Annotated in this window: 19 protein-coding genes and 1 pseudogene; 13 read left to right on the forward strand and 7 right to left on the reverse strand. The window is 62.0% G+C overall.

Annotated elements, in window-relative coordinates; all coding sequences use genetic code 11:
• Positions 1 to 71: 71 nt before the first annotated feature.
• Genes FGE05_RS12510 through FGE05_RS12525 form a run of 4 tightly spaced genes read right to left on the reverse strand, consistent with a single transcriptional unit; the run spans position 72 to position 3,517 of the window.
• Positions 72 to 557, reverse strand: a complete 486-nt coding sequence (locus FGE05_RS12510) for a flavin reductase family protein (protein WP_139645301.1) — start codon at positions 555 to 557, stop codon at positions 72 to 74.
• 12 nt (positions 558 to 569) lie between these two features.
• Positions 570 to 2,051: an aldehyde dehydrogenase gene (locus FGE05_RS12515; protein ID WP_139645303.1), complete on the reverse strand. Its 1,482-nt coding sequence runs from the start codon at positions 2,049 to 2,051 to the stop codon at positions 570 to 572.
• Positions 2,048 to 2,881 carry an alpha/beta fold hydrolase gene (locus tag FGE05_RS12520; protein ID WP_139645305.1) on the reverse strand — a complete coding sequence of 278 codons (834 nt, stop codon included), beginning with the start codon at positions 2,879 to 2,881 and terminating at the stop codon, positions 2,048 to 2,050. Before FGE05_RS12520 ends, FGE05_RS12515 begins: the two co-directional genes overlap by 4 nt.
• 45 nt (positions 2,882 to 2,926) lie before the next feature.
• Complete coding sequence (locus FGE05_RS12525) at positions 2,927 to 3,517, reverse strand: amino acid synthesis family protein (protein WP_041022990.1); 591 nt, start codon at positions 3,515 to 3,517, stop codon at positions 2,927 to 2,929.
• A gap of 684 nt (positions 3,518 to 4,201) precedes the next feature.
• Here FGE05_RS12525 and FGE05_RS12530 point away from each other — a divergent pair.
• The 4 genes from FGE05_RS12530 to FGE05_RS12550 all read left to right on the forward strand — a co-directional run bounded on the left by FGE05_RS12530 (position 4,202) and on the right by FGE05_RS12550 (position 8,609).
• Entirely contained in the window at positions 4,202 to 5,611 is a 1,410-nt protein-coding gene (locus FGE05_RS12530; RefSeq protein WP_139645306.1) for a circularly permuted type 2 ATP-grasp protein, read from the forward strand.
• Positions 5,612 to 5,614: 3 nt separating this feature from the next.
• Positions 5,615 to 6,565 (forward strand): alpha-E domain-containing protein, encoded by a 951-nt coding sequence (locus FGE05_RS12535; protein WP_139645308.1) that lies wholly within the window; start codon positions 5,615 to 5,617, stop codon positions 6,563 to 6,565.
• Positions 6,562 to 7,359, forward strand: coding sequence for a transglutaminase family protein (locus FGE05_RS12540; RefSeq protein WP_139645310.1), 798 nt, complete (start codon positions 6,562 to 6,564; stop codon positions 7,357 to 7,359). The genes FGE05_RS12535 and FGE05_RS12540 overlap by 4 nt, the downstream gene beginning before the upstream one ends.
• A 752-nt stretch (positions 7,360 to 8,111) precedes the next feature.
• On the forward strand, positions 8,112 to 8,609 hold the full coding sequence (locus tag FGE05_RS12550; RefSeq protein WP_047698788.1) for a GNAT family N-acetyltransferase: 498 nt from the start codon (positions 8,112 to 8,114) through the stop codon (positions 8,607 to 8,609).
• A 51-nt stretch (positions 8,610 to 8,660) separates the two neighbouring features.
• Here the strand turns inward: FGE05_RS12550 and FGE05_RS12555 are convergent, their stop codons facing one another.
• Both FGE05_RS12555 and FGE05_RS12560 read right to left on the reverse strand, forming a co-directional pair.
• Entirely contained in the window at positions 8,661 to 9,350 is a 690-nt protein-coding gene (locus FGE05_RS12555; RefSeq protein WP_139645315.1) for an aspartate/glutamate racemase family protein, read from the reverse strand.
• 184 nt (positions 9,351 to 9,534) lie between these two features.
• Complete coding sequence (locus FGE05_RS12560) at positions 9,535 to 10,470, reverse strand: halovibrin HvnC (RefSeq protein ID WP_257225639.1); 936 nt, start codon at positions 10,468 to 10,470, stop codon at positions 9,535 to 9,537.
• Positions 10,471 to 10,776: 306 nt separating this feature from the next.
• Here FGE05_RS12560 and FGE05_RS12565 point away from each other — a divergent pair, with 306 nt between their 5' ends.
• The 9 genes and pseudogenes from FGE05_RS12565 (at position 10,777) to nudC (ending at position 23,631) form a co-directional block, all read left to right on the forward strand.
• Positions 10,777 to 11,448, forward strand: coding sequence for a DUF3313 domain-containing protein (locus FGE05_RS12565; RefSeq protein ID WP_139645319.1), 672 nt, complete (start codon positions 10,777 to 10,779; stop codon positions 11,446 to 11,448).
• Between the two features lie 105 nt (positions 11,449 to 11,553).
• Positions 11,554 to 12,054 carry a thiol peroxidase gene (gene tpx / locus FGE05_RS12570; protein WP_024779993.1) on the forward strand — a complete coding sequence of 167 codons (501 nt, stop codon included), beginning with the start codon at positions 11,554 to 11,556 and terminating at the stop codon, positions 12,052 to 12,054.
• 190 nt (positions 12,055 to 12,244) lie between these two features.
• Positions 12,245 to 13,561: an MdtA/MuxA family multidrug efflux RND transporter periplasmic adaptor subunit gene (locus FGE05_RS12575; protein ID WP_139645321.1), complete on the forward strand. Its 1,317-nt coding sequence runs from the start codon at positions 12,245 to 12,247 to the stop codon at positions 13,559 to 13,561.
• A complete protein-coding gene (locus tag FGE05_RS12580; RefSeq protein WP_139645323.1) occupies positions 13,558 to 16,653 on the forward strand; it encodes an MdtB/MuxB family multidrug efflux RND transporter permease subunit in 3,096 nt (1,031 codons plus the stop codon). Before FGE05_RS12575 ends, FGE05_RS12580 begins: the two co-directional genes overlap by 4 nt.
• A gap of 181 nt (positions 16,654 to 16,834) precedes the next feature.
• A complete protein-coding gene (locus FGE05_RS12585) occupies positions 16,835 to 19,939 on the forward strand; it encodes an efflux RND transporter permease subunit (protein WP_139645325.1) in 3,105 nt (1,034 codons plus the stop codon).
• Positions 19,936 to 21,411, forward strand: coding sequence for an efflux transporter outer membrane subunit (locus tag FGE05_RS12590; RefSeq protein WP_139645327.1), 1,476 nt, complete (start codon positions 19,936 to 19,938; stop codon positions 21,409 to 21,411). The genes FGE05_RS12585 and FGE05_RS12590 overlap by 4 nt, the downstream gene beginning before the upstream one ends.
• Before the next feature lie 177 nt (positions 21,412 to 21,588).
• A pseudogene (locus FGE05_RS30105) lies at positions 21,589 to 21,711 on the forward strand (hypothetical protein); the annotation flags it as partial.
• Positions 21,712 to 21,981: 270 nt separating this feature from the next.
• Positions 21,982 to 22,794, forward strand: coding sequence for a crotonase/enoyl-CoA hydratase family protein (locus FGE05_RS12595; protein ID WP_139645329.1), 813 nt, complete (start codon positions 21,982 to 21,984; stop codon positions 22,792 to 22,794).
• Positions 22,795 to 22,800: 6 nt separating this feature from the next.
• Positions 22,801 to 23,631 (forward strand): NAD(+) diphosphatase, encoded by an 831-nt coding sequence (nudC, locus tag FGE05_RS12600; protein WP_139645331.1) that lies wholly within the window; start codon positions 22,801 to 22,803, stop codon positions 23,629 to 23,631.
• Here nudC and FGE05_RS12605 read toward each other — a convergent pair.
• Positions 23,599 to 24,378, reverse strand: a complete 780-nt coding sequence (locus tag FGE05_RS12605; RefSeq protein WP_139645333.1) for a TSUP family transporter — start codon at positions 24,376 to 24,378, stop codon at positions 23,599 to 23,601. The genes nudC and FGE05_RS12605 overlap by 33 nt on opposite strands.
• Between the last annotated feature and the right edge of the window lie 129 nt (positions 24,379 to 24,507).

Here is a 24,507-nt window from a genome sequence, read left to right on the forward strand (position 1 = left end):
GCGGGGCGGTGCGACGTTTCGCTAAATCCCCTCGCCACAACGGTGTTCGGCTCAGGTTCTCCTTGCGCCGTTCAGGCCAGGGTGGGCAAGGCGCCCAACTTGCCCTTGTGGTAGATCATCGGCGTGACCGGCTGCTCGGGCAGGATCAGGTGCTTGACCGCGCCGACGATGATCGCGTGGTCGCCACCGTCGTATTCGCGCCACAGTTCGCACTCGATGATCGCCGTGGCCTTGGCGAGGATCGGGTTGCCAAGGTCGCTCAGGTGCCAGTCGATGCCCTTGGCCTTGTCCTTGCCTTTACCGGCGAAGGCGTAGGCTTCGGCAGTCTGGTCGGCGGACAGCAGGTGAATCGCGAACTGCTTGCTGTCCCGCAGGATCGGGTAGGTGTCGGAAGCGTAGTTGGGGCAGAACAGGACCAGCGCCGGGTCGATCGACAGTGCGCTGAACGCACTGGCGGTGATGCCGACGATGTTCCCTTCAGGGTCCAGGGTGGTGACCACCGTGACGCCGGAGGGGAACGAGCCCATGACTTCTTTGTAAATGCCGGGTTCGATCATGGCGGCAGTCTCCTAGCGCATCACGAAGGGGTCAGGCATCGGTGCCTGAGAAAGGTTGATCCACACCGTTTTCAGTTCGGTATAGGCCAGCACCGAATCGATGCCGCTTTCACGTCCGTAGCCGCTGTTCTTGAAGCCCCCGATGGGCGCCATGGCCGAGACAGCACGGTAGGTGTTGACCCAGATGATGCCCGAACGCACGTCCCGGGCCAGGCGATGAGCGCGACCGAGGTCGCGGGTCCAGATACCGGCGGCGAGGCCGAACTGCGAGTCGTTGGCGATGGCCAGGGCTTCGGCTTCGTCCTTGAAACGAATCACCGAGGCCACCGGGCCGAAGACTTCTTCCTGCATGATCTTCATCGAATTGCGGTCGCATTCGAACAGGGTCGGTTCATAGAACCAGCCTTCGCCCAGGTTCTGCGGACGCTTGCCACCGAGGCGCAGCCGCGCACCCTCGGCAATGGCATCGGCCACCAGGCCTTCGACCACCGCCAGTTGCTGGGCGGTGGCCATCGGGCCCATTTCGCTGCTGTCGTCTTGCGGGCTGCCGATGCGGATGCGCTTGGCGCGCTCTTCCAGGCGCGAAACGAATTCGTCGTAGATGTCGTCCTGCACCAACAACCGCGAGCCGGACACGCAGCTCTGGCCCGACGCCGCGTAGATCCCGGCAATCGCACCGTTGACGGCGCTGTCGAGGTCAGCGTCGGCGAAGATGATGTTGGGCGACTTGCCCCCCAGTTCCAGGGACAGCTTGGCAAAGTTTTCCGCGCTGCTGCGCACCACATGGCGAGCCGTGGCGGCGCCGCCGGTGAAGGCGATCTTGCGCACCAGCGGATGGCGGGTGAGGGCGGCGCCGGTGCTGGGACCGTAACCGGTCACGACGTTGACCACGCCTGCTGGAAAGCCGGCCTCCAGCGCAAGGCGCGCCAGCTCCAGGATGGTCGCCGAGGCGTGCTCGGACGGCTTGATCACGATGGTGTTGCCGGCCGCCAGTGCAGGGGCAAGCTTGATCGCGGTCAGGTACAGGGGGCTGTTCCAAGGAATGATTGCCGCCACCACGCCCATGGCTTCATGCACGGTGTAGGCAAACATGTCCGGCTTGTCGAGGGGCAGGGTGCCGCCTTCGAGTTTGTCGGCCAGGCCCGCGGTGTAGTGGAAAAACTCTGGCAGATAGCCGACCTGGCCGCGGGTTTCGCGGATCAGCTTGCCATTGTCGCGGCTTTCCAACTGAGCCAGTTGTTCCTTGTTCTCGGCGATCAGGTCACCGAGACGGCGCAGCAACTTGCCACGGGCGGTCGCGGTCAGGCCACGCCAGGCAGGGCTTTCGAACGCCATTTGCGCAGCCTGGACGGCGCGTTCGACATCGGCTTCGCCAGCATCGGGCAGTTCGGCCCAGGCTTGGGCCAGGGCCGGGTTCAGGCTTTCGAAGGTCTTGCCCGACAGCGCATCGACCCATTCACCGCCGATGCACATCTGGAAACGTGCGAGCGTCATGCGACGATCCCCTTTATTGGATGTTGTTGGGAGTACGCCTTGTCCAGGAACTCCAGCAGCAACTGGTTGACCAGGCGTGGCGATTCTACCGGCATCATATGCCGCTGTTCGGCGAGTACGGCAACGGCCGCACCGGGAATGCGCGCGGCCAGTTGTTCGGCCATTTCGGGGGTTGAACCCGGGTCCAGTTCGCCAGTGGCGATCAGCGTCGGTGCCTGGATGCTGCCCAGGTCATCGGCGCGGTACATGTCCTGGGTGGCGAACAGTTCGTAAGTGGTCAGGTAACCCTGGGGATCGTTCTTCGCCAAGGTCTGGCGCAGCGCAGCGATCTGTGCCGGGTTGGCCGCTTGATATTCGCGGCTGAACCAGCGCGACAGTGCCGCTTCGGCGTTGGCATCCGGACCATGCTCGGCCGCCTGGGCGGTACGGGCGATGACCCCGGCACGTTGCTCGGGGCTGCGGTTGAACACACTGTTGAGTACCACCAGGCCGTGCAGGCGTTGCGGGTAATGGAGGGCGAAAGCGCGCGCCACCAACCCGCCCATGGAGAAACCGATCACCGTGGCCTGGGGCAGTTGCAGGTGGTCGAGCAGTTCCAGCAACTGGTCGGCGTAGCCGAGCAGACCGGTGCCACTGGCGGGACGCGGGCTGGCGCCATGGCCAAGCATGTCATAGGCAATCACGCGGTACTTCGAGGCCAGGCCAACGACCTGGCCACCCCACATTTCTTTGTTCAGGCCGACGCCGTGGATCAAGACCACGGGCTGGCCTTGGCCGGTCGCCAGGTAACTGGTGCCTGCCGGGGTGAGTTCAGCGGTGGGCCGAATCATGGAGCGCTCCTGCATACCTTTTCTTGTTGTGGGGGCCGGGCTGGATCACTGCGCCTTTTCGGCGGCCAGTTCTTCCAGATCGATGTAGCGGTTGCCGATGCGTGGATGCAGACGACCGCCATCGGCGCAACCCAGCACCACGACGATTTCGTCGGCGCGCGGTGCGTCTTCGATTTGCATTTCCAGGGTGATGTAGTGCGAGCGCAGGCCTTCGTCGTCCTTGTGCATCATTGGGATCTGGATCGAGGTGCCAGGGCCGCCGCGCTTGTTGGTGAAGCTCAGGTAGCTCTTGGCCTTGACCGCTTCGCGGTAGTGGTTGCCGAAGCGCAAGGTATGGATCACGGCGGAAGCATGCTCGATTTCACCGTCGGCGCCGACGACGGCGGCCTTGCCGTAGGCTTCGATTTTCTCGGCGCCGCCGATGATGCCCACCAGGCGCTCGACCATCAGTGCACCAAGGTCGGAACAGTTGGCGCGGATTTCCGGCTTCAGGTCTTCGACGAAACCACGGCCCAGCCAAGGGTTTTTCATGACCACCGCCAGCCCGACCATGGTCACCGGCTTATCAGTGACCTTGCCACCTTCGATAAAGGTTTCTTCGACATAGCTGACGATCTTGCGAATTTCGAAACTCATGAGCTGCTCCGTAGACGGGTAAAAGGTGTCTGTGCGTATGATGGTATACCATAATACTGCTGGCGCAAGTACCTCCGTTGAGTTTGTTCGCGAGGAGACGACAGAAGGCCAGCCTTTGGGGCTAATGCCAGTCAGTTAAGGATCAAACGGCGCAACGCCTGTGGGAACAAAGCTTGCTCCCACGGGTTTGTGGCTTCACTGACTGGCATGCGAGGCCAGGCTCCGGTATCGCCAGTGAGTACAAATTTCCCCATTTCAGGGCAGCTGATGACAGTTACGTGATTCGTTGCACCGATTCGACTCGTTCCGCTACGCGCTGCCGCAAGCCGAAATAATCGTTCCAGCCCTTGAGCGGCTTTTCAGTCGCCAGAACGAAAATAAATTTCGCTTTAGCGTACGTTTACGCCGGTTTTTCCAGTTGTATGCGTATATGCCGTGCGTAGGCACAGCCTTTGCTATGGTTCCTGGGGGGAGGCCATCGCACCGACGGCTTTATCAAGCGGAGACATTCATGGCGCGGATCTAACCGGCGGCGCACGTCATCCAGACGCAAAGGCCACAGCAGAGACGGATGTCTATCGAGGTGCTCAGAGAAAACAGGGCTCATTAACGCAAGGCAAGGCCGGACCATTGGAATGACGAAGTAATAAGAAATGCCGTGTAGAACGCGGCTGGGAGTTGGCTATGCCCCGAGCTTTTTTTGATGAAATGTATGATGCCAAGGGTGACTGCCGCCCGCATTACCAAGCCTTCGCACGTTGGCTGGCGGACACGCCGGGCGAACTGCTCGATCAGCGCCGACGCGAAGCCGACCTGCTGTTCCATCGAGCGGGGATCACCTTCACCCTGTACGGGGACGAGCAGGGCACCGAGCGGTTGATACCCTTCGACATCATTCCCCGCAGCATCAAGGCCAGTGAATGGCAAAAGGTCGAGCAGGGCTGCATACAGCGGGTCCAGGCGCTGAACATGTTCCTGGACGACATCTATCACCAACAGCGCATCCTCAAGGAAGGCATCATTCCCGCCGAGCAGGTGCTGGCCAACGAGGGTTACCAGATTGCGATGCAGGGCCTGAACCTGCACCGGGGCATTTACGCCCATATTGCCGGCGTCGACCTGGTTCGTGACGGTGACGGCAGTTACTACGTACTGGAGGACAATCTGCGCACGCCCAGCGGCGTCAGCTACATGCTCGAAGACCGCAAGATGATGATGCGCCTGTTCCCCGAACTCTTCGCTGCCCAGCGTGTGGCGCCCATCGATCATTACCCGAACCTGCTGCTCGACACCCTCAAGAGCTCGAGTCCGCTGGATAACCCCACCGCGGTGGTCCTGACCCCCGGTCGCTTCAACAGTGCCTACTTCGAACATGCGTTCCTGGCTCGGGAAATGGGTGTGGAACTGGTGGAGGGCGCCGATCTGTTCGTGCGCGACGACCATGTCTACATGCGCACGACCGCCGGTCCCCAGCAGGTGGATGTGATCTACCGGCGTCTCGACGATGCCTATCTCGATCCGCTGTCGTTCAATCCCGATTCGATGTTGGGTGTGCCAGGCCTGATCGCCGTCTACCGTGCGGGCAATGTGGTGCTGGCGAACGCGGTCGGTACCGGCGTCGCCGATGACAAGTCGATCTACCCCTACGTCGATGAGATGATTCGTTTCTACCTCACCGAAGAACCGATCCTGAAGAATGTCCCTACCTGGCAATGCCGCAAGCCTCAGGAACTGTCCCATGTGCTGGCGAACCTGCCCGATCTGGTGGTCAAGGAAACCCAGGGCTCCGGCGGCTACGGCATGCTGGTGGGGCCGGCGGCCACCGCGGCGGAAATCGAAGACTTCCGTGCACGACTCAAGGCCCGTCCCGAGGCCTACATCGCTCAACCGACCCTGAGCCTGTCCACTTGCCCGACCTTTGTCGAAAGTGGCATCGCGCCGCGTCATATCGACCTGCGGCCGTTTGTGCTCTCGGGCAAGGAGACCCGCCTCGTGCCGGGTGGCCTGACCCGCGTGGCGCTTCGCGAAGGCTCGCTGGTGGTGAATTCGTCCCAGGGCGGTGGTACCAAGGACACTTGGGTAGTGGAGGATTAAGACATGCTTTCAAGAACCGCTTCGGACCTCTACTGGATGTCCCGCTACCTGGAGCGCGCCGAGAACCTGGCGCGCATGCTCGAAGTCAGTTACTCGCTGTCGCTGATGCCCCAGGCCGGGCGCAGCGACGGCCATGCCGAGCTGGCGATGTCGCTGCTGGCGGCCGGTACGCTGGACGACTACAACACCCGTTATGGCGAGCTCAACAGCGAACACATGCTGCATTTCTTCGCCCTGGATGACACCAACCCCGGCAGCATCTACAGCTGCCTGCGGGCGGCGCGGACCAATGCCCATGCGGTGCGTGGGCGCATCACCGCCGACATGTGGGAAAACATCAACGCCACCTGGCTGGAGATGCGCAACATCGCCAGCAATGGCCTGGGCCGCTACGGCATCAGTCATTTCTGCGAATGGGTCAAGGAGCGTTCGCATCTGTTTCGCGGGGCGACGTCGGGCACCATCATGCGCAACGATGCCTACTGTTTCATTCGCCTGGGGACGTTCATCGAGCGGGCGGACAACACCTTGCGCCTGTTGGATGCACGCTACGAAATGTTTGGCGAAGAGTCGGAAGAGGTCAGCGACAATTCGGCGCGCGGCTACTACCAGTGGAGTGCCTTGCTACGGGCGCTGTCGTCGTTCGAGGCGTTCAACGAGATCTACCGTAATGCGCCGAATGCCGAGCAGGTTTCGGAGATGTTGCTGCTGCGTGCCGACGTCCCGCGTTCGTTGCATGCCTGCATCGAGGAGCTCGATCAGATCCTCGCCAGCCTGCCAGGCCACAACGGCCGTCCGGCCCAGCGCCTGGCCGCGGAGCTGAATGCGCGCCTGCGTTATTCCGGGATCGACGAGATCCTGGCATCGGGCCTGCACCTTTGGCTGACCGACCTCATCGACCAGATCCGTCATCTGGGCCAGACCGTTCACGAGTCCTATCTGGAGGTCGTATGAAACTGTCCATACGCCACGACACCACCTACCGCTATGCCGATGAAGTCTGCACCAGCATCCAGTTCCTGCGTTTGACTCCGAGGGACAGCCAGCGCCAGCGCGTCCTGCAATGGCATCTGGAGTTACCTCGTCTGGTGCGCAGCCAGCTCGACCCCTACGGTAACATCCTGCACGTGATGACCATGGACGAGCCCCATGGCGCCTTGGTACTGACCGCTTATGGCGAAGTGGAAATCCATCAGGCGGTGGAGATGGAGCCGGACTCGCAGTCGCCGCTGCCGTTCCTGCGCACGAGCCGTCTGACCCAGGCGGATGACGCGCTCAGCGCCTTTGCCATGGAGCAATGTGCAGGGCGGCGCGATCGGGCTGCACTGGTCGATCTGATGGAGGGCCTTGCGGCGCGCATGCCCTATAGCCCGGGCACGACCGCTGTCAGCAGCACAGCCGCCGAGGCGTTTGCCGGCGGTGCGGGCGTCTGCCAGGATCATACCCATGCCTTCCTGGCCTGCGCGCGCAGCCTCGGTATTCCGGCGCGCTATGTCTCCGGTTATTTGTACACCGAAGATGAAACGCATCTGGCGAGCCATGCCTGGGCCGAAGCCTGGCTGGACAACGGGTGGTACAGCTTCGACGTGACCAACCGCCTGACCCGCCCCGACCGACACCTGAAGCTGGCGGTCGGCCTGGACTACCTCGACGCCTGCCCGGTACGCGGCATGCGCCGGGGCGGCGGGGCAGAGCAGATGCAGGCGCGGGTGCAGGTGAACTCGATGGTGCAGGTGCAACATCAATAAGCGAGACATTCGCTGAAGCTGAAGGCCTCATCGTCGGATCCCTGCCCGGAGCAGGCTCCCTCCCACAATGGAAGTGGCGTCGGACGCAAATCCAGCGACCACCCGAATCTCCCGTGGGAGCGAGCCTGCTCGCGATGGCGGCTGCACATCCAACATCTTCGTCATCTGACCCACCGCTATCGTGAGCAGGCTCGCTCCCACAATGGGACTGGCGTCGGGCGCAAATCCCGCGACCACCCGAATCCCCCGTGGGAGCGAGCCTGCTCGCGATGACGGCTGCACATCCAACATCTTCGTCATCTGACCCACCGCTATCGTGAGCAGGCTCGCTCCCACAATGGGACTGGCGTCGGGCGCAAATCCCGCGACCACCCAAATCCCCTGTGGGAGCGAGCCTGCTCGCGATGACGGCTGCACATCCAACATCTTCGTCATCTGACCCACCGCTATCGTGAGCAGGCTCGCTCCCACAATGGGACTGGCGTCGGACGCAAATCCAGCGACCACCCGAATCCCCCGTGGGAGCGAGCCTGCTCGCGATGACGGCTGCACATCCAACATCTTCGTCATCTGACCCACCGCTATCGCGAGCAGGCTCGCTCCCACATGGGACTGGCGTCGGGCGCAAATCCCGCGACCACCCAAATCCCCTGTGGGAGCCGGGCTTGCCCGCGAAGGCGTTCGTACATTCGCTACCGGATGAACGGCGGTTTATAGTCGACGGCCATCTCGCGTTTCCAGGAAGGAGCCGTATGTCAGAGCCCACGATTACCATCGCCCGATTCACTGAAGCCCATCTCGACGCGGTCACCGCGCTTTACAACGACCCGGCGGTGACCCGTCAGGTGCTACAGATGCCGTTCCAGTCCACCGAAGTGTGGCGCAAGCGTCTGGCGATGGATGATGAGCGCCATGTGAAACTGGTCGCGCTGCATCAGGGCACAGTCATTGGCAATCTGGGGCTGGAGCAGTACTCGCGCGTCCGCCGTGCCCACTGCGGGAGTCTTGGCATGGGCGTCGCCGTCGCCTGGCAGGGCAAGGGGGTGGGCTCGATGCTGCTGGCCGCCGCGTTGGAGGTGGCGGACAACTGGATGAACCTGCGGCGGGTGGAACTGACGGTATACGCCGACAACGAGGCCGCCGTCGGGCTGTACCGTAAATTCGGCTTCGAGACGGAAGGCCTGATGCGTGACTATGCGGTGCGTGACGGGCGCTGGGTCGACACCCTGGCCATGGCGCGGCTGCGTTGAACAGGTAGCAGCTGCTGGCGCACCGAAGTCGGGTGCGTGAGTACCTGCCGGTCAATCCAAGGCAAACGCCACCGCCGCCCGCGCATGCAGGTGGGTGGTGTCGAGCAGGGGCAGGGCGCTGTGCTCGGGTTTGATCAGCAGGCCGATTTCCGTGCAGCCCAGGATGATCGCCTGGGCGCCACGTAGGGTCAGGGACTCGATGACCTGCTGGTAGACCTGGCGCGATGCCGGGTTGATCACACCCACGCAGAGTTCGTCATAGATGATGCGGTGCACCGCCTGGCGCTCTTCTGCGTCGGGGACCAGCACGGTCAATCCTTGGGCACTTAGCCGATCCTTGAGGAAGTCCTGCTCCATGGTGAACGCCGTGCCCAACAGGCCGACCGTCACGGTTCCTCCGTCGAGGGCGGCCTGGCCGGTGGGGTCGGCGATGTGCAGGAATGGAATCGAAATGGCCGACTGGATCTGCGCCGCCACCTTGTGCATGGTGTTGGTACACAGCACCACGCACTCGGCACCGCCGGCCTGAAGACGTCGCGCGGCATCCACCAGGATGGCGGCGGCATCGTCCCAGCGCCCGGCGTGCTGAGCCTGCTCCACCGGGCCGAAATCGACGCTGTGCATCAGCAGTTGTGCCGAGCGCAACGGCCCGAGCCGGTCCCGTACCTGCTGATTGATCAAGCGATAGTATTCGGCGCTGGATTCCCAGCTCATGCCGCCGATAAGGCCGATGGTGCGCATTGGATGTCCTCGGGCAATGGCCTGTGTCGACGGGACCGGCCTGCCAGGAGTCTCCAATTGTTCAGGAGCGGATGCCAGAGGAACATCAACTGTAACGCTCATCTTTGCGTCAGGTGTCATGGTGTAGTGACTTTTCTCCGCTAGTCCAAGGCAAATCTGGCATGGCGACACCTGTCATACCGAATCACTGAACCAAGGCCTGCTCCTCTGCGGAGTAGCTGAAGGAGGCCTTGCCGCCGAGGCTGGCGGCCGGTGTCAGGCGAATGATCGGCACCACGATCTTTGGACTGGTGGAGTTATAGAAGTCACGTTGATTGTATTGGGCATCGGCCAATCCCTTGCTGTTTCCTGCGATATAGAAAAAGGCCAGGATCGGAAAAGTGTTGGGCCGTCCCGGAGTCCAGGTCTTGATAATGATCTCGTTATGATCGTTGAAGACCTGGGTCGCGTAGGCTGGAGTCTTAGCCGCCAGCAGCGCCCTGGACCGCAACGACTCCCTGAACGCAGGTGCGGCAAACGTATTGCGGTCATCGCTGACATCAAACCCGCATTGCTGAATGGGGTGCTGGGCATTGGGGTCGGGATAGGTCCATACATACACCCATTGCTCGGCGATCGTAACGTTATGGTACTGACACAGATTGCTGTGATAAGGATAAAAGGGGTGGGGGCCGCAAGGTGGGCTGCGTTGCTGGGTCCATCCATCCATGGGGTATGAACACATGTAAAACAGCTGGGCCTTGCCTGCTGGAGCCTCGAGGAAGGGGTACAGGATATAGCCGTTCTGGTAGTCCCAACCGAATGCGTTGCCCCCAAAGTTGGTGTCCGCTCTCATATAAGAAAAGGACACGGCGCCGTTCTGTAAGGAAATCGGACTGGGGTCCCAGACTTTATAGACATTGAGTGGGTCTTTTATGGTGAGCCGGAGGGTCACGCCCGAACAAAGGAATGCCGGTTGGGATTCGGTCTTGTTGCAGTTGGGGAAGTTGCGATTATACAGCGTGTCCAGGTAAGCGGCGGTGTCTGGTCCGTCGAGTATTTGAACACCATCAGCCATAGTGATTTCGGGCGGTTTTGTTGCAATTGGCGCACAACTGACCATCAGCGTGATCAGCAGCATGGCCATTAATCCACTTGATCTACGCATGATGAGTTCCTGGCTCCTGCGGCCAAGAACTCGTCTGTCGTCTCGGCGGCTGGCTTTATCAAACCTCTCTCGGACGGTATTGACTACTGTCAGGTCTGACAGGTGATGGGCATAAAACCCGCTACTCATCACTTGCAGGACGTCCATTCACAACCGGCGAAGAGGCGGGTTTCCCCTCTGTAGGGCAAGTTACTTTCATGCCTGAGCGGGCGAAAGAACCGCCCATTGGCTATACCTGTAGTCCCGCCCTCGTCTCGTGTGGCTTACAGGAGTGCCAGCATGAAACTCGCGTCAATGATGGGTAGCGTATGCATCGTCTCGCTCACCTTGGTGGGTTGTTCCAGCAACGTCACTCAGCCGGACGAATACTCCGGGTTCCTGGGGGATTACAGCCGGCTCAAGGAAGAAAAATCACCTTCGGGGGTCGCGGTGATGCGTTGGGTCGATCCGAAGATCGAGCCGGGCAAATACACCCATCTCTATATCGAACCGACGCAGCTGTACCCCAAGCCGCAGCCGACCGTGAAAATTCCCCAGGCCACCTTGTCCGGCATCACCGCGTATTACGACCAGGCGCTCAGGCGAGAGGCCAGCAAGTCCTTGCCCCTGGCGACCGGTCCGGGGTCGGGCGTATTGGTGATGCGTGCGGCCATCACCGCCGTGGGCAGCAAGACCGAGGGCCTGAAACCTTACGAGGTGGTTCCGATTGCACTGGTGGCGGCCGCCGTCAGTACCGCCAGCGGTATTCGTGACCAGGAAACCACGCTAGGCACCGAGGCGGTGTTCCTCGACGGCGGGGACAATGCGGTGATCGCCCAGGTGGTGCGCAAGGGCACGGGCAGGCCATTGTCCAACGACTCCCAGGTGATGAAACCCGATGACGTCAAGGGCGTCATCGACGGCTGGGCGGCGGATCTGCACCAGTCGTTCCTGAAGCTCAAGGACAAGTAGCGGTATTCAAGCGATGACTTTTTGTGTCTAACCATAGGTCGCGGCGGTATTTCATGGTTAACTCCGGCCTCGACCTTTTTCAAACATGTCAGAAGGAATCCGTTCATGGCTCAAGTCACCCTCAAAGGCAACCCGGTTCAAGTCAATGGCCAGTTGCCGCAAGCCGGTTCCAAGGCGCCAGCCTTTTCCCTGGTTGCCGGCAATCTGTCGGACGTTTCCCTGAAGGATTTCGCCGGCAAGCGCAAGGTCCTGAATATTTTCCCAAGCGTCGACACCCCGACATGCGCCACGTCCGTGCGTAAGTTCAATGCCCAGGCCAACGAGCTGAACAACACCGTCGTGCTGTGCATCTCCGCTGACCTGCCGTTCGCTCAGGCGCGTTTCTGCGGCGCCGAAGGCCTGGAGAATGTCCAGAACCTGTCCACCCTGCGCGGTGCCGAGTTCATCCAGAACTACGGCGTAGCCATCGCTGACGGTCCGCTGAAGGGTCTGACCGCCCGTGCCGTGGTCGTGCTGGACGAGAATGACACCGTACTGCACAGCGAATTGGTCAAGGAAATCGCCGAAGAACCAAACTACGACGCTGCACTCGCTGTCCTGAAATAAGGGCTCTGATCAGAGTATTTATTACAATTGTTAACGGCCTGGCTCTGCCCAGGCCGTTTTCATTTGTACTTCAAGCGTTTAGCCTGCAACCCGATACGTAAGCCCAAGGTAAATTGCCGGTAAAGGCGCTTTGCTAAATACCTGCCAGTGCTTATCGTTCAGCCTTCCATAAAAGATGCCCACGCGCCCAATGGTTGATCACTCCATGCAATCCTCTGTTCCCCGCAATTCCCGTCGCTGGCTGTTCAGCCTGTTCGTCGTATTGGTCGTCGCGGTGCTGGCCTGGAAATTCTGGCCGGCCGGCGCGGATCACAAGTCCGCTGCAGGACAGAAAGCCGCCGCTGGACACATGGGGCGTTCGGGCGGCATGCGGCCCGGGTTCGGCGGTGCGACGGGGCCGATACCGGTTCGGGTGGCACCCGCCGTCACCGGGGATTTCCCGTTGTATTACAAGGCGTTGGGCACGGTCACGGCGCTCAATACGATCAACGTGCGCAGCCGGGTGGGCGGTGAGCTGGTCAAGATCGCCTTCGAAGAAGGGCAGATGGTGAAGGCGGGGGACCTGCTGGCCGAGATCGATCCGCGTCCCTACCAGAACGCCTTGCTGCAGGCCGAAGGTACGTTGCTGCAGAACCAGGCCCAGTTGAAAAACGCCCAGGTCGATCTCGAGCGGTACCGCGGCCTGTATGCCGAGGACAGCATCGCCAAGCAGACCCTCGACACCGCGGCTGCGCTGGTGGGGCAGTATCAAGGCACGGTCAAGACCAACCAGGCGGCGGTCAACGACGCCAGGCTCAACCTGGAGTTCACCAAGATACGTGCACCGATCTCCGGGCGCGTAGGCCTGCGGCAACTGGACATTGGCAACCTGGTGGCGGCCAACGACACCACGGCCCTGGCCGTCATCACCCAGACCCAACCCATCAATGTCGTGTTCACCCTGCCGGAAAACAACCTCGACACGGTGCTTGCCCGTTACCGCAGCGGCGCGAAGCTGCCTGTCGAAGCCTGGGACCGTGGCGATGTGAAACTCCAGGCCAGCGGCGTGCTGCAAAGCCTGGACAACCAGATCGACATCACCACCGGCACCCTGAAATTCAAGGCCCGCTACGATAATCGTGAGCAGTCGCTGTTCCCCAATCAGTTCGTCAACGTGCGCCTGTTGGCCGACACGCTTAAGGGGGTGATCCTGGCGCCGACCGCAGCCATTCAGTTCGGCACCAATGGCACCTTCGTCTACGCCCTGGAGGGCGACAAGAAGGTCACCATCAAGCAGCTCAAGGTCGGCGCCAGTGACGGCGAAAATACCGTGATCACGGAAGGACTGGCCGCCGGCGACCGGGTGGTGCTCGAAGGCACCGACCGTTTGAAGGAAGGCAGCGAGGTGGAAGTGGTCAACGACAGCCAGGATGTGCCCACCACGCCAACCGAACACCTGCAGGGCAAGCCTGCGGCAGCCCCGGCTGAACCCGCCGTGGCCGACAAGGCGAAAAAGGGCGGCGCATGAATCTCTCGCGGCTGTTCATCCTGCGCCCGGTCGCGACTACGCTGAGTATGCTGGCCATTGTCCTGGCTGGCCTGATCGCCTATCGGTTGCTGCCGGTGTCGGCATTGCCCCAGGTCGACTACCCGACCATCCGTGTCATGACCCTGTACCCGGGCGCCAGCCCCGACGTGATGACCAGTGCCGTGACCGCGCCCCTGGAGCGGCAGTTCGGACAGATGCCGGGCCTGACGCAGATGGCGTCCACCAGCTCCGGTGGCGCTTCGGTGATTACCCTGCGCTTCAACCTCGAAATCAACATGGATGTCGCCGAACAACAGGTGCAGGCAGCGATCAATGCGGCCACCAACCTGTTGCCGACCGACCTGCCGGCGCCGCCGGTATATAACAAGGTCAACCCGGCCGACACCCCGGTCCTGACCCTGGCGATCACCTCCAAGACCATGCTGCTGCCCAAGCTCAACGATTTGGTGGACACCCGCATGGCGCAGAAGATCGCCCAGATCAGCGGGGTCGGCATGGTCACCATCGCCGGCGGGCAGCGCCAGGCGGTGCGGATCAAGGTCAACCCCGAAGCCCTGGCGGCCAACGGTCTCAACTTGGCGGACGTGCGCACCCTGATCGGTGCTTCCAACGTCAACCAGCCCAAGGGCAACTTCGACGGTGCGACCCGGGTGTCGATGCTCGATGCCAACGATCAGTTGACCTCGCCCAAGGACTACGCCGAGCTGATCCTGGCCTACGCCAACGGCGCGCCGTTGCGGCTCAAGGACGTGGCGCAGATCGTCGATGGCGCCGAGAATGAGCGCCTTGCTGCCTGGGCCAACGAAAACCAGGCCGTGCTGCTGAACATCCAGCGCCAACCGGGGGCCAACGTCATTGAAGTGGTGGACCGGATCAAGGCACTGTTGCCGAGCATCACCGACAACCTGCCGGCCGGCCTGGACGTTACCGTGCTCACCGACCGCACCCAGACCATCCGCGCTTCGGTCACCGACGTGCAGCATGAACTGCTGATCGCCATCGCCCTGGTGGTCATGGTGACGTTCCTGTTCCTGCGCCGTTTCAGCGCCACCATCATCCCGTCGGTGGCCGTGCCGTTGTCGCTGATCGGTACGTTCGGCGTGATGTACCTGGCGGAGTTCTCCATCAACAACCTGACACTGATGGCCCTGACCATTGCCACCGGTTTCGTGGTGGACGATGCCATCGTCATGCTGGAGAACATCGCCCGTTATATCGAGGAGGGCGACAGCCCGCTGCAGGCCGCGCTCAAGGGCGCGAAGCAGATCGGCTTCACGCTGATTTCCCTGACGCTGTCGCTGATTGCGGTGTTGATTCCGCTGTTGTTCATGGCTGACGTAGTGGGGCGCTTGTTCCGTGAGTTCGCCATCACCCTGGCCGTGGCAATCCTGATTTCCCTGGTGGTGTCCCTGACCTTGACCCCGATGATGTGCGCACGCTTGCTCAAGCGTGAGCCGAGGGAGGATGAGCAGGGGCGTTTCTACCGTGCCAGCGGGGCGTGGATCGACTGGCTGATCGCCGCCTATGGTCGCAAGTTGCAATGGGTGCTCAGGCATCAGCCGCTGACCCTGCTGGTGGCGGTGGGCAGCCTTGTGCTTACGGTGGTGTTGTACCTGGCCGTGCCCAAGGGGTTCTTCCCGGTGCAGGACACCGGGGTGATCCAGGGCATTTCCGAGGCGCCGCAGTCGATTTCCTTCGCCGCCATGAGCGAGCGCCAGCAAGAACTGGCCAAGGTGATCCTCGCCGACCCAGCGGTGGAAAGCCTGTCTTCGTACATCGGCGTGGATGGCGACAACGCCACCCTCAACAGCGGCCGGCTGCTGATCAATCTCAAGCCCCACAGCAAGCGAGACGACAGCGCCAGCGAGATCATTGCCCGCTTGCAGCCGCAACTGGATCGCCTGGTGGGCATCCGCCTGTTCATGCAGCCGGTGCAGGACCTGACCATCGAAGACCGGGTCAGTCGTACCCAGTACCAGTTCAGCCTGTCGTCACCGGACGCCGAATTGCTCACCCTGTGGAGCGGGCGATTGGTAGAGGCGCTGGCTCGCCAGCCGGAGCTGACCGACGTCGCCAGCGACCTGCAGGACAAGGGGCTCCAGGTCTACCTGGTGATCGACCGTGACGCCGCATCACGCCTGGGCGTGTCGGTGTCGAACATCACCGATGCGCTGTATGACGCGTTTGGCCAACGGCAGATTTCCACCATCTATACCCAGGCCAGCCAGTACCGGGTGGTGTTGCAGGCCCAGTCCGGGGAGAAGATCGGCCCGCAGGCTCTGAATCAGATCTACGTCAAGACCACCGATGGTGGGCAGGTGCGCCTGTCGAGCCTGGCCCGGGTCGAGGAGCGTCAGGCCCAATTGGCGATTGCCCACATCGGCCAGTTCCCGGCGGTGATGATGTCGTTCAACCTTGCGCCGGGTGTGGCCCTCGGCCATGGGGTGGAGTTGATCGAGAAGGTCCAGCACGATATCGGCATGCCGGTGGGCGTGCAGACTGAGTTCCAGGGCGCGGCCCAGGCGTTCCAGGCCTCGTTGTCGAGCACCTTGCTGCTGATCCTGGCGGCGGTGGTGACCATGTACATCGTGCTGGGCGTGCTGTACGAGAGCTATATCCACCCGATCACGATCCTCTCGACCTTGCCCTCGGCGGCCATCGGTGCCTTGCTGGCGTTGATTCTCAGTGGCAACGACCTGGGCATGATCGCGATCATCGGCATTATCCTGTTGATCGGCATCGTCAAGAAGAACGCGATCATGATGATCGACTTCGCCCTCGATGCCGAGCGCAACCAAGGGATCGATCCGCAGACGGCGATCTATCAAGCCGCATTGCTGCGCTTCCGGCCAATCCTGATGACCACCCTGGCGGCCCTGTTCGGCGCGGTACCGCTGATGCTCGCCACCGGCTCCGGCGCGGAACTGCGCCAGCCCCTGGGGCTGGTGATGGTAGGCGGGTTGTTGGTGAGCCAGGTGCTGACGCTGTTCACGACGCCTGTTATCTACCTGTATTTCGATCGCCTCGGGCGGCGCTTTGCCCGGGTTGATGGGAAAGAGGTGCAGGCATGACGGCTTGTAGAACGATGACCACCATGCGCCCAGGGCGGAGGAGCTTTTTGTGGCGAGGGGACTCATCCCCGTCAGGCTGCGTAGCAGCCTCTTTTGTGAGCGCTGCGCACTCAAGCGGGGATAAATCCCCTCGCCACAAAAGCGCTCGCCGCTTGAAGCTTGCGGCTTGGAGCTATTGCCCATGAACCTCTCCGGGCCCTTCATCAAGCGCCCCGTCGCCACCATGCTGCTGAGTTTCGCCATCATGCTGCTTGGCGGTGTGTGCTTCGGCCTGCTGCCGGTTTCGCCGCTGCCGCAGATGGATTTCCCGGTGATCGTGGTCCAGGCCAACCTGCCGGGGGCCAGCCCGGAGGTGATGGCTTCGACGGTGGCGACGCCCCTCGAACGCTCCTTCGGCGCCATCGCCGGGGTCAATACCATGAGCAGCCGTTCCAGCCAGGGCTCGACTCGGGTGATCCTGCAATTCGACCTGGACCGCGATATCAACGGGGCGGCGCGCGAAGTGCAGGCGGCCATCAATGCCTCGCGTAACCTGCTGCCCAGCGGTATGCGCAGTATGCCGACCTATAAAAAGGTCAACCCGTCCCAGGCGCCGGTCATGGTGCTGTCGCTGACCTCGGACGTATTGGAGAAGGGCCAACTCTACGACCTGGCGGCCACCATTCTGTCCCAGAGCCTGTCCCAGGTTTCAGGTGTCGGCGAAGTGCAGATCGGCGGCAGTTCGCTGCCGGCGGTTCGCATCGAGCTGGAACCGCAGTTGCTCAACCAGTACGGCGTGGCGCTGGATGACGTGCGCAAGACCATCGCTAACAGTAACGTGCGCCGGCCCAAGGGTTCGGTCGAGGATGACCGGCGCATGTGGCAGGTCCAGGCCAACGACCAGTTGGAGAAGGCCAAGGACTACGAAACCCTGATCATCCGTTACCAGGACGGCTCGGTGCTGCGGCTCAGGGACGTGGCGAAGGTCGCCGACAGCGTCGAGGATCGCTACAACAGCGGTTTCTTCAACAACGATGCCGCGGTACTGCTGGTGATCAACCGCCAGGCCGGCGCCAACATCATCGAGACGGTCAATGAAATCAAGGCGCAACTGCCGGCGTTGCAGGCGGTGCTGCCGGCCAGCGTCAAGCTGAACCTGGCCATGGACCGTTCGCCGGTGATCAAGGCCACCCTGCACGAAGCGGAAATGACCCTGCTGATCGCTGTTGCCCTGGTGGTGCTGGTGGTGTTCCTGTTCCTCGGCAATTTCCGCGCCTCGCTGATTCCGACCCTGGCGGTACCGGTGTCGCTGGTGGGCACGTTCGCGGTGATGTACCTCTACGGTTTTTCCCTGAACAACCTGTCGTTGATGGCGTTGATCCTCGCCACCGGGTTGGTGGTGGATGACGCCATCGTCGTGCTGGAAAACATTTCCCGGCACATCGACGAAGGTGTGCCGCCGATGAAAGCCGCTTACCTCGGTGCCAAGGAGGTGGGCTTCACCCTGTTGTCGATGAACGCCTCGCTGGTGGCGGTGTTCCTGTCGATCCTGTTCATGGGGGGCATCATCGAGAGCCTGTTCCGCGAGTTTTCCATCACCCTGGCGGCGGCCATCGTGGTCTCGCTGGTGGTGTCCCTGACGCTTACGCCGATGCTCTGCTCGCGCTGGCTCAAGCCCCATGTGCCCGGACAGGAAAACCGTTTGCAGCGCGAGAGCCGGCGTCTCAACGACTGGATGGTTCGTGGCTATGCCACCAGCCTGGACTGGGTGCTGCGTCATCGACGCCTGACCTTGTTCAGTCTGCTGGTGACCATCGGTGTCAACGTCGCCCTGTATGTGGTGGTGCCAAAAACCTTCATGCCGCAGCAGGACACCGGCCAGTTGATCGGTTTCGTGCGCGGCGATGACGGCCTGTCGTTCAACGTGATGCAGCCGAAGATGGAAATCTTCCGCCGTGCGGTGCTCAAGGACGACGCGGTGCAGAGCGTGGCGGGCTTCATTGGCGGCAACAACGGCACCAACAACGCGTTCATGCTGGTGCGCCTCAAGCCGATCAAGGAACGGAGCATTTCCGCGCAGAAAGTCATCGAGCGCTTGCGCAAGGAAATGCCCAAGGTCCCCGGCGCCCAACTGATGCTGATGGCCGACCAGGACCTGCAATTCGGTGGCGGCCGCGAGCAGACCACCTCGCAATACTCCTACATCCTGCAAAGCGCTGACCTGGCGTCCCTGCGTGAGTGGTACCCCAAGCTCGTGGCCGCTTTCCGGACCTTGCCGGAGTTGACTGCCATTGACGCCCGGGACGGTGGTGGGGCTCAGCAGGTAACACTGGTGGTGGACCGCGACCAGGCCAAGCGCCTGGGCATCGACATGAACATGGTCACCGCCGTGCTGAACAACGCCTACAGCCAGCGCCAGATTTCGACCATCTATGACAGCCTGAACCAGTATCAGGTGGTGATGGAGGTCAATCCCAAGTACGCCCGGGACCCGAATACCCTGGAGCAGGTGCAGGTGATCACCGCCGACGGCGCGCGGGTGCCGTTGTCGACCATCGCCCATTATGAGAACAGCCTGGAGGATGACCGGGTCAGCCATGAAGGCCAGTTCGCTTCCGAGAGCATTTCCTTCGACATGGCCGAAGGCGTGACGGTGGAGCAGGGCACGGCCGCCATCGAGCGGACCATCGCCAGGCTCGGCATGCCCGAGGACGTGATCGTGAAAATGGCCGGCACCGCCGACGCCTTCGCGGCCACCCAGAAGAGTCAGCCGTTCATGATCCTCGGGGCATTGCTGGCGGTGTACCTGGTGTTGGGCGTGCTGTATGAAAGCTACATTCATCCGCTGACCATCCTGTCCACCTTGCCGTCGGCCGGGGTCGGCGCGCTGCTGTCGATCTACATGCTAGGCGGGGAATTCAGCCTGATTTCCCTGCTGGGGCTGTTCCTGCTGATTGGCGTGGTGAAGAAAAACGCGATCCTGATGATCGACCTGGCCTTGCAACTGGAGCGGGGTGGGCAGGCACCGTTGGAGTCGATTCGCAGCGCCTGTCTGTTGCGCTTGCGGCCGATCCTGATGACCACGCTGGCGGCCATCCTCGGTGCCGTGCCCCTGTTGATCGGCGGCGCCGAAGGTTCGGAGATGCGCCAGCCGCTGGGCCTGACCATCATCGGCGGGCTGGTGTTCAGCCAGGTCCTGACGCTTTACACCACTCCGGTGGTTTACCTCTATCTCGACAAGCTGCGCCATCGCTTCAACCGCTGGCGCGGCGTGCGCACCGATGCTGCCCTGGAAACTCCGCTATGAACGACCGTTCGTTTTTCAATCTTGTCGCGCCGCTGGCGACTGCCCGTGGCTCGCGGGCACTGAGCCTGGCGCTGTGCGTGGCCATGCTCAGCGCCTGTGCGATTGGCCCGGATTACCAGCGCCCGCAGGCCGCCGCGCCAGCGCAATACAAGGAAGCCCAGGGTTGGCGCCAGGCCAATCCGAGCGATGCCCTGGGCCGTGGTGCCTGGTGGGAGTTGTACGGGGACGCGCAGCTCAATGGCCTGGTGGAAAAACTCAATACGTCCAACCAGACCGTGGCCCAGGCCGAAGCCCAGTACCGCCAGGCCCAGGCCCTGGCGCGCAGTGCCCGGGGGGCGTTTTTTCCCTCGGTGGACCTGACCGTCGGCAAGAACCGCTCCAGCCAGGGCACGGGCAGCAGCAGTTCGAGCCTGAGCAGCTCGTCCAGTGGCATCCGCGACACCTACAGCGCCCAGGCCGGGGTCAGTTGGGAGGCTGATGTCTGGGGCAAACTGCGGCGCACCCTGGAGGCCGATGAGGCCAGTGCCCAGGCCAGTTTCGCCGACCTGGCCGCCATGCGTCTGAGCCAGCAATCGGAACTGGTGCAGAATTACCTGCAATTGCGGGTGATTGACCAACAGAAACGTCTGCTGCAGGCCACCCTGGAGAACTATCAGCGTTCGCTGAAGATGACCGAAAACCAGTACCGAGCCGGGGTGTCCGGCAAGGACGCAGTGGCCCAGGCGCAGAACCAGCTCAAGACCACCCAGGGCGACTTGATCGACCTGATCTGGCAGCGTGCTCAGTTCGAAAATGCCATCGCCGTGTTGATGGGCTTGCCTCCGGCTGAGTTCAACCTGGCGGAAACCCAGGACATTCCGTCCTTGCCGCAAGTCCCGGTGGCACTGCCATCGCAGTTGCTCGAACGGCGGCCGGATATCGCCTCGGCGGAACGCTCGGTGATGGCCGCCAATGCCAACATCGGCGTGGCCAAGGCGGCCTATTACCCGGACCTGACCCTGAGCCTGAGTGGCGGCTACAGCAGCAGTACCTATGACAACTGGATCAGCGTACCGAATCGCTTCTGGTCGGTGGGGCCACAACTGGCCATGACGTTGTTCGACGGCGGCCAGCGTTCGGCGGAAGTCGACCGCAGTGTCGCGGCCTACGACCAGACCGTCGCCACCTACCGCCAGACCGTGCTCGACGGGTTTCGCGAGGTGGAAAACTACATGATCCAACTCAAGGTGCTGGAAGACGAAGCCCGCGTGCGCCAGGAAGCCCTCGACGCCGCGCGCGAATCCTTGCGCCTGACCCAGAACCAGTACAAAGCCGGACTGATCGCCTACCTCGACGTGGTGACCGTCCAGGCCACCGCCCTGAGCAACGAGCGCAGCGTGCTCAGCCTGCAGCAGAGCCGGTTGATCGCCAGCGTGCAGTTGATCGCGGCGTTGGGCGGGGGGTGGGATGGGCAGGTGGAGGCGGACGAGTGATCGGAGGTCGCAGCAGGAGACAGTTCTGGAGAACAACTGTGGGAGCAAAGCTTGCTCGCGATAGCTGTGGACCAGCCTCCCGGGATGTTGAGGCTGCCGACCCCATCGCGAGCAAGCTTTGCTCCCACAGATTCAAGTCCATGGTCCAGTGACTGCCATCGTCTTCAATCATGCGAGGTGACCGTCCAGGCCACCGCCCTGAGCAACGAGCGCAGCGTGCTCAGCCTGCAGCAGAGTCGGTTGATCGCCAGCGTGCAGTTGATCGCGGCGTGGGATGGGCAGGTGGAGGCGGACGAGTGATCGGAGGTCGCAGCAGGAGATAGTCCTGGAGAACAACTGTGGGAGCAAAGCTTGCTCGCGATAGCTGTGGACCAGCCTCCCGGAACGTTGAGGCTGCCGACCCCATCGCGAGCAAGCTTTGCTCCCACAGATTCAAGTCCATGGTCCGGTGACTGCCATCGTCTTCAATCATGCAAGCAAGTCCTGCTTTTGGCCGATGCACTGCCTACGACCTGTCTCAATGGCTTGTTATAGTTCAAGCCTCTTTTCAGCCGGTAAAGGATCACTGCCATGTCGCAATACCAAGCGTTCAACGTTGAACTTGCAGACAACATCGCCCATGTGCAGATCAACCGCCCGGACAAGATCAATGCAATGAACGCCGCGTTCTGGAGCGAGATCATCGAGATCTTCCACTGGATCGATGACACCGACGAAGTGCGGGCAGTGGTGCTGAGCGGTGCCGGCAAACATTTTTCCTCAGGGATAGACCTGATGATGCTGGCCGGCGTGGCCAACGAGCTGGGCAAGGATGTCGGCCGCAATGCCCGCCTGCTGCGACGCAAGATCTTGCAGCTGCAAGCCTCGTTCAACGCCGTGGACAACTGCCGCAAACCGGTACTCGCGGCGATCCAGGGTTATTGCCTGGGCGGTGCCATCGACCTGATCAGTGCCTGCGACATGCGTTACGCCGCCGAGGACGCCCAGTTCTCCATCAAGGAAATCGATATCGGCATGGCCGCCGATGTTGGCACATTGCAACGCTTGCCCCGGATCATCGGGGACGGCATGCTGCGTGAACTCGCTTATACGGGGCGCACGTTCGGTGCCGATGAAGCGCGGAGCATCGGCCTGGTCAATCGTGTCTACAGTGATACCGCCAGCCTGCTCGACGGCGTGATGGGCATCGCCCGGGAAATCGCCGCCAAGTCGCCGATTGCCATCGCCGGCACCAAGGAAATGATCAGCTACATGCGCGACCACCGCATCGACGACGGGCTGGAGTACGTCGCCACCTGGAACGCCGCCATGTTGCAATCGGCCGACTTGCGCGTGGCCATGGCCGCCCATATGAGCAAACAGAAACCCGAATTTCTGGATTGACTGACCATGATTTCACGCTGGACCACCGCAGTACGCGATACCGATCTTCCCGGCGGCTGGGCCGTGGCCCGCAGCCCGGAAGGCTTCCTGTTCGATGACAACGGCGCGCTGTTTCCCCGCGAATGGCTCAAGCGCCAGGACCTGTCGGTCCTTGCCGAGCATGGCATCGGCCACCTGGATGGCGAGCCGGTCTACCTGTTGGAACTGCACGCTTCCCAGGATATTCCCGGTTGCAACTGGAAAGGCCTGCGGGCCTTCATGCTCGAAGACGACCACACGCTGTTCAAGGTGCTGGGCTATGCGGCACAGATCGGCACCTGGGCTCGAGAACACCGTTTTTGTGGCAGTTGCGGCAAGCGAATGGGCCAGATTCCGCTGGAGCGGGCGATGTATTGCGATGTGTGCGACCTGCGGCACTACCCGCGGATTTCGCCGAGCATGATCGTGCTGATTACCCGCGGCGATGAAGTCCTGCTGGCCCGTTCGCCTCGCTTTGTCGCCGGGGTCTACAGCACCCTGGCCGGGTTTGCCGAGCCGGGCGAGTCGGCCGAGGATTGCCTGGTTCGCGAAGTGCGTGAGGAAGTCAGCATCGAAGTGAAGAACATCCAGTACATGGGCAGCCAATGCTGGCCGTTTCCGCACTCGATGATGCTGGGCTTCCACGCTGAATACGCCAGTGGCGACATTGTGTGCCAGGAAGATGAAATCGAGGACGCCCAGTGGTTCAACGTCCACGACTTGCCACCGTTGCCGGCTTCGCGCTCCATCGCGCGCTACCTGATCGATCTCTATGTGGCGCGGCGCTTAGGCCACGTTGAACCAGTGCTGCCAGGCTAGGCGCACGGTCAGACCCAGGACCACGGTGATGAACACGGGCCGGATGAACTTTGCGCCGCCACTGATGGCGGTGCGGGCGCCGAAGAACGCGCCGATCATCACCGAGAGGCCCATGCTCAGGCCAATGATCCAGTCCACTTGCCCCGAGAGCATAAACACCACCAGCGCCGCGATGTTGCTGACGAAGTTCATGCTGCGGGCCACGCCACTGGCCTTGACCAGGTCGATGGGGTAGAGCAGCAGGCTGCTGACGGTCCAGAACGCGCCCGTGCCGGGCCCGGCCACGCCATCATAGAAGCCCAGGGCGAACCCCTGAGGTGATTGCCACTTCTTTTTGATCGGCGCATCGCTGTCCAGCGGCGCCTTTGGCGTACCGCCGAACAACAGGTACAGGCCACAGGCGAAGACGATCACCGGCAGCATCTTGTTCAGCCATTCGGCAGGCAGGTAATGCGCGACGACGGCACCGCTCAAGGCGCCAACCAGCGTGCCGACCAATGCATGGGTCCACTGCTTCGGATCGAACAGCTTGCGCTTGTAGAACGTGAAGCTGGCCGTCGCCGAGCCGAAGGTCGCGCTGAGCTTGTTGGTCCCCAGGACCAGATGTGGCGGCAGGCCGGCGGTCAGCAGCGCCGGGGTGGTCAGCAGGCCGCCGCCTCCGGCGATGGCATCGATGAAGCCGGCCAGGAATGCGACAACGGCAAGAATGGCGAGGGTGGTGAGGTCAACGCTGAGTTCAAAAGGCATGGAAAAGGCTTATTCGGCAGGTCGCAGAAGGGCTGCGGGGAAGGCCGGTATGTTACCCATAATGGCTCTGGCCTGCGACTCCGGTATGAAATCGCCGTGAAACCCGTGGCGAGGGAGCCTGCTCCCAGG

It is taken from the genome of Pseudomonas sp. ICMP22404 (assembly GCF_006227205.1).
Classification (GTDB): Bacteria; Pseudomonadota; Gammaproteobacteria; order Pseudomonadales; family Pseudomonadaceae; genus Aquipseudomonas.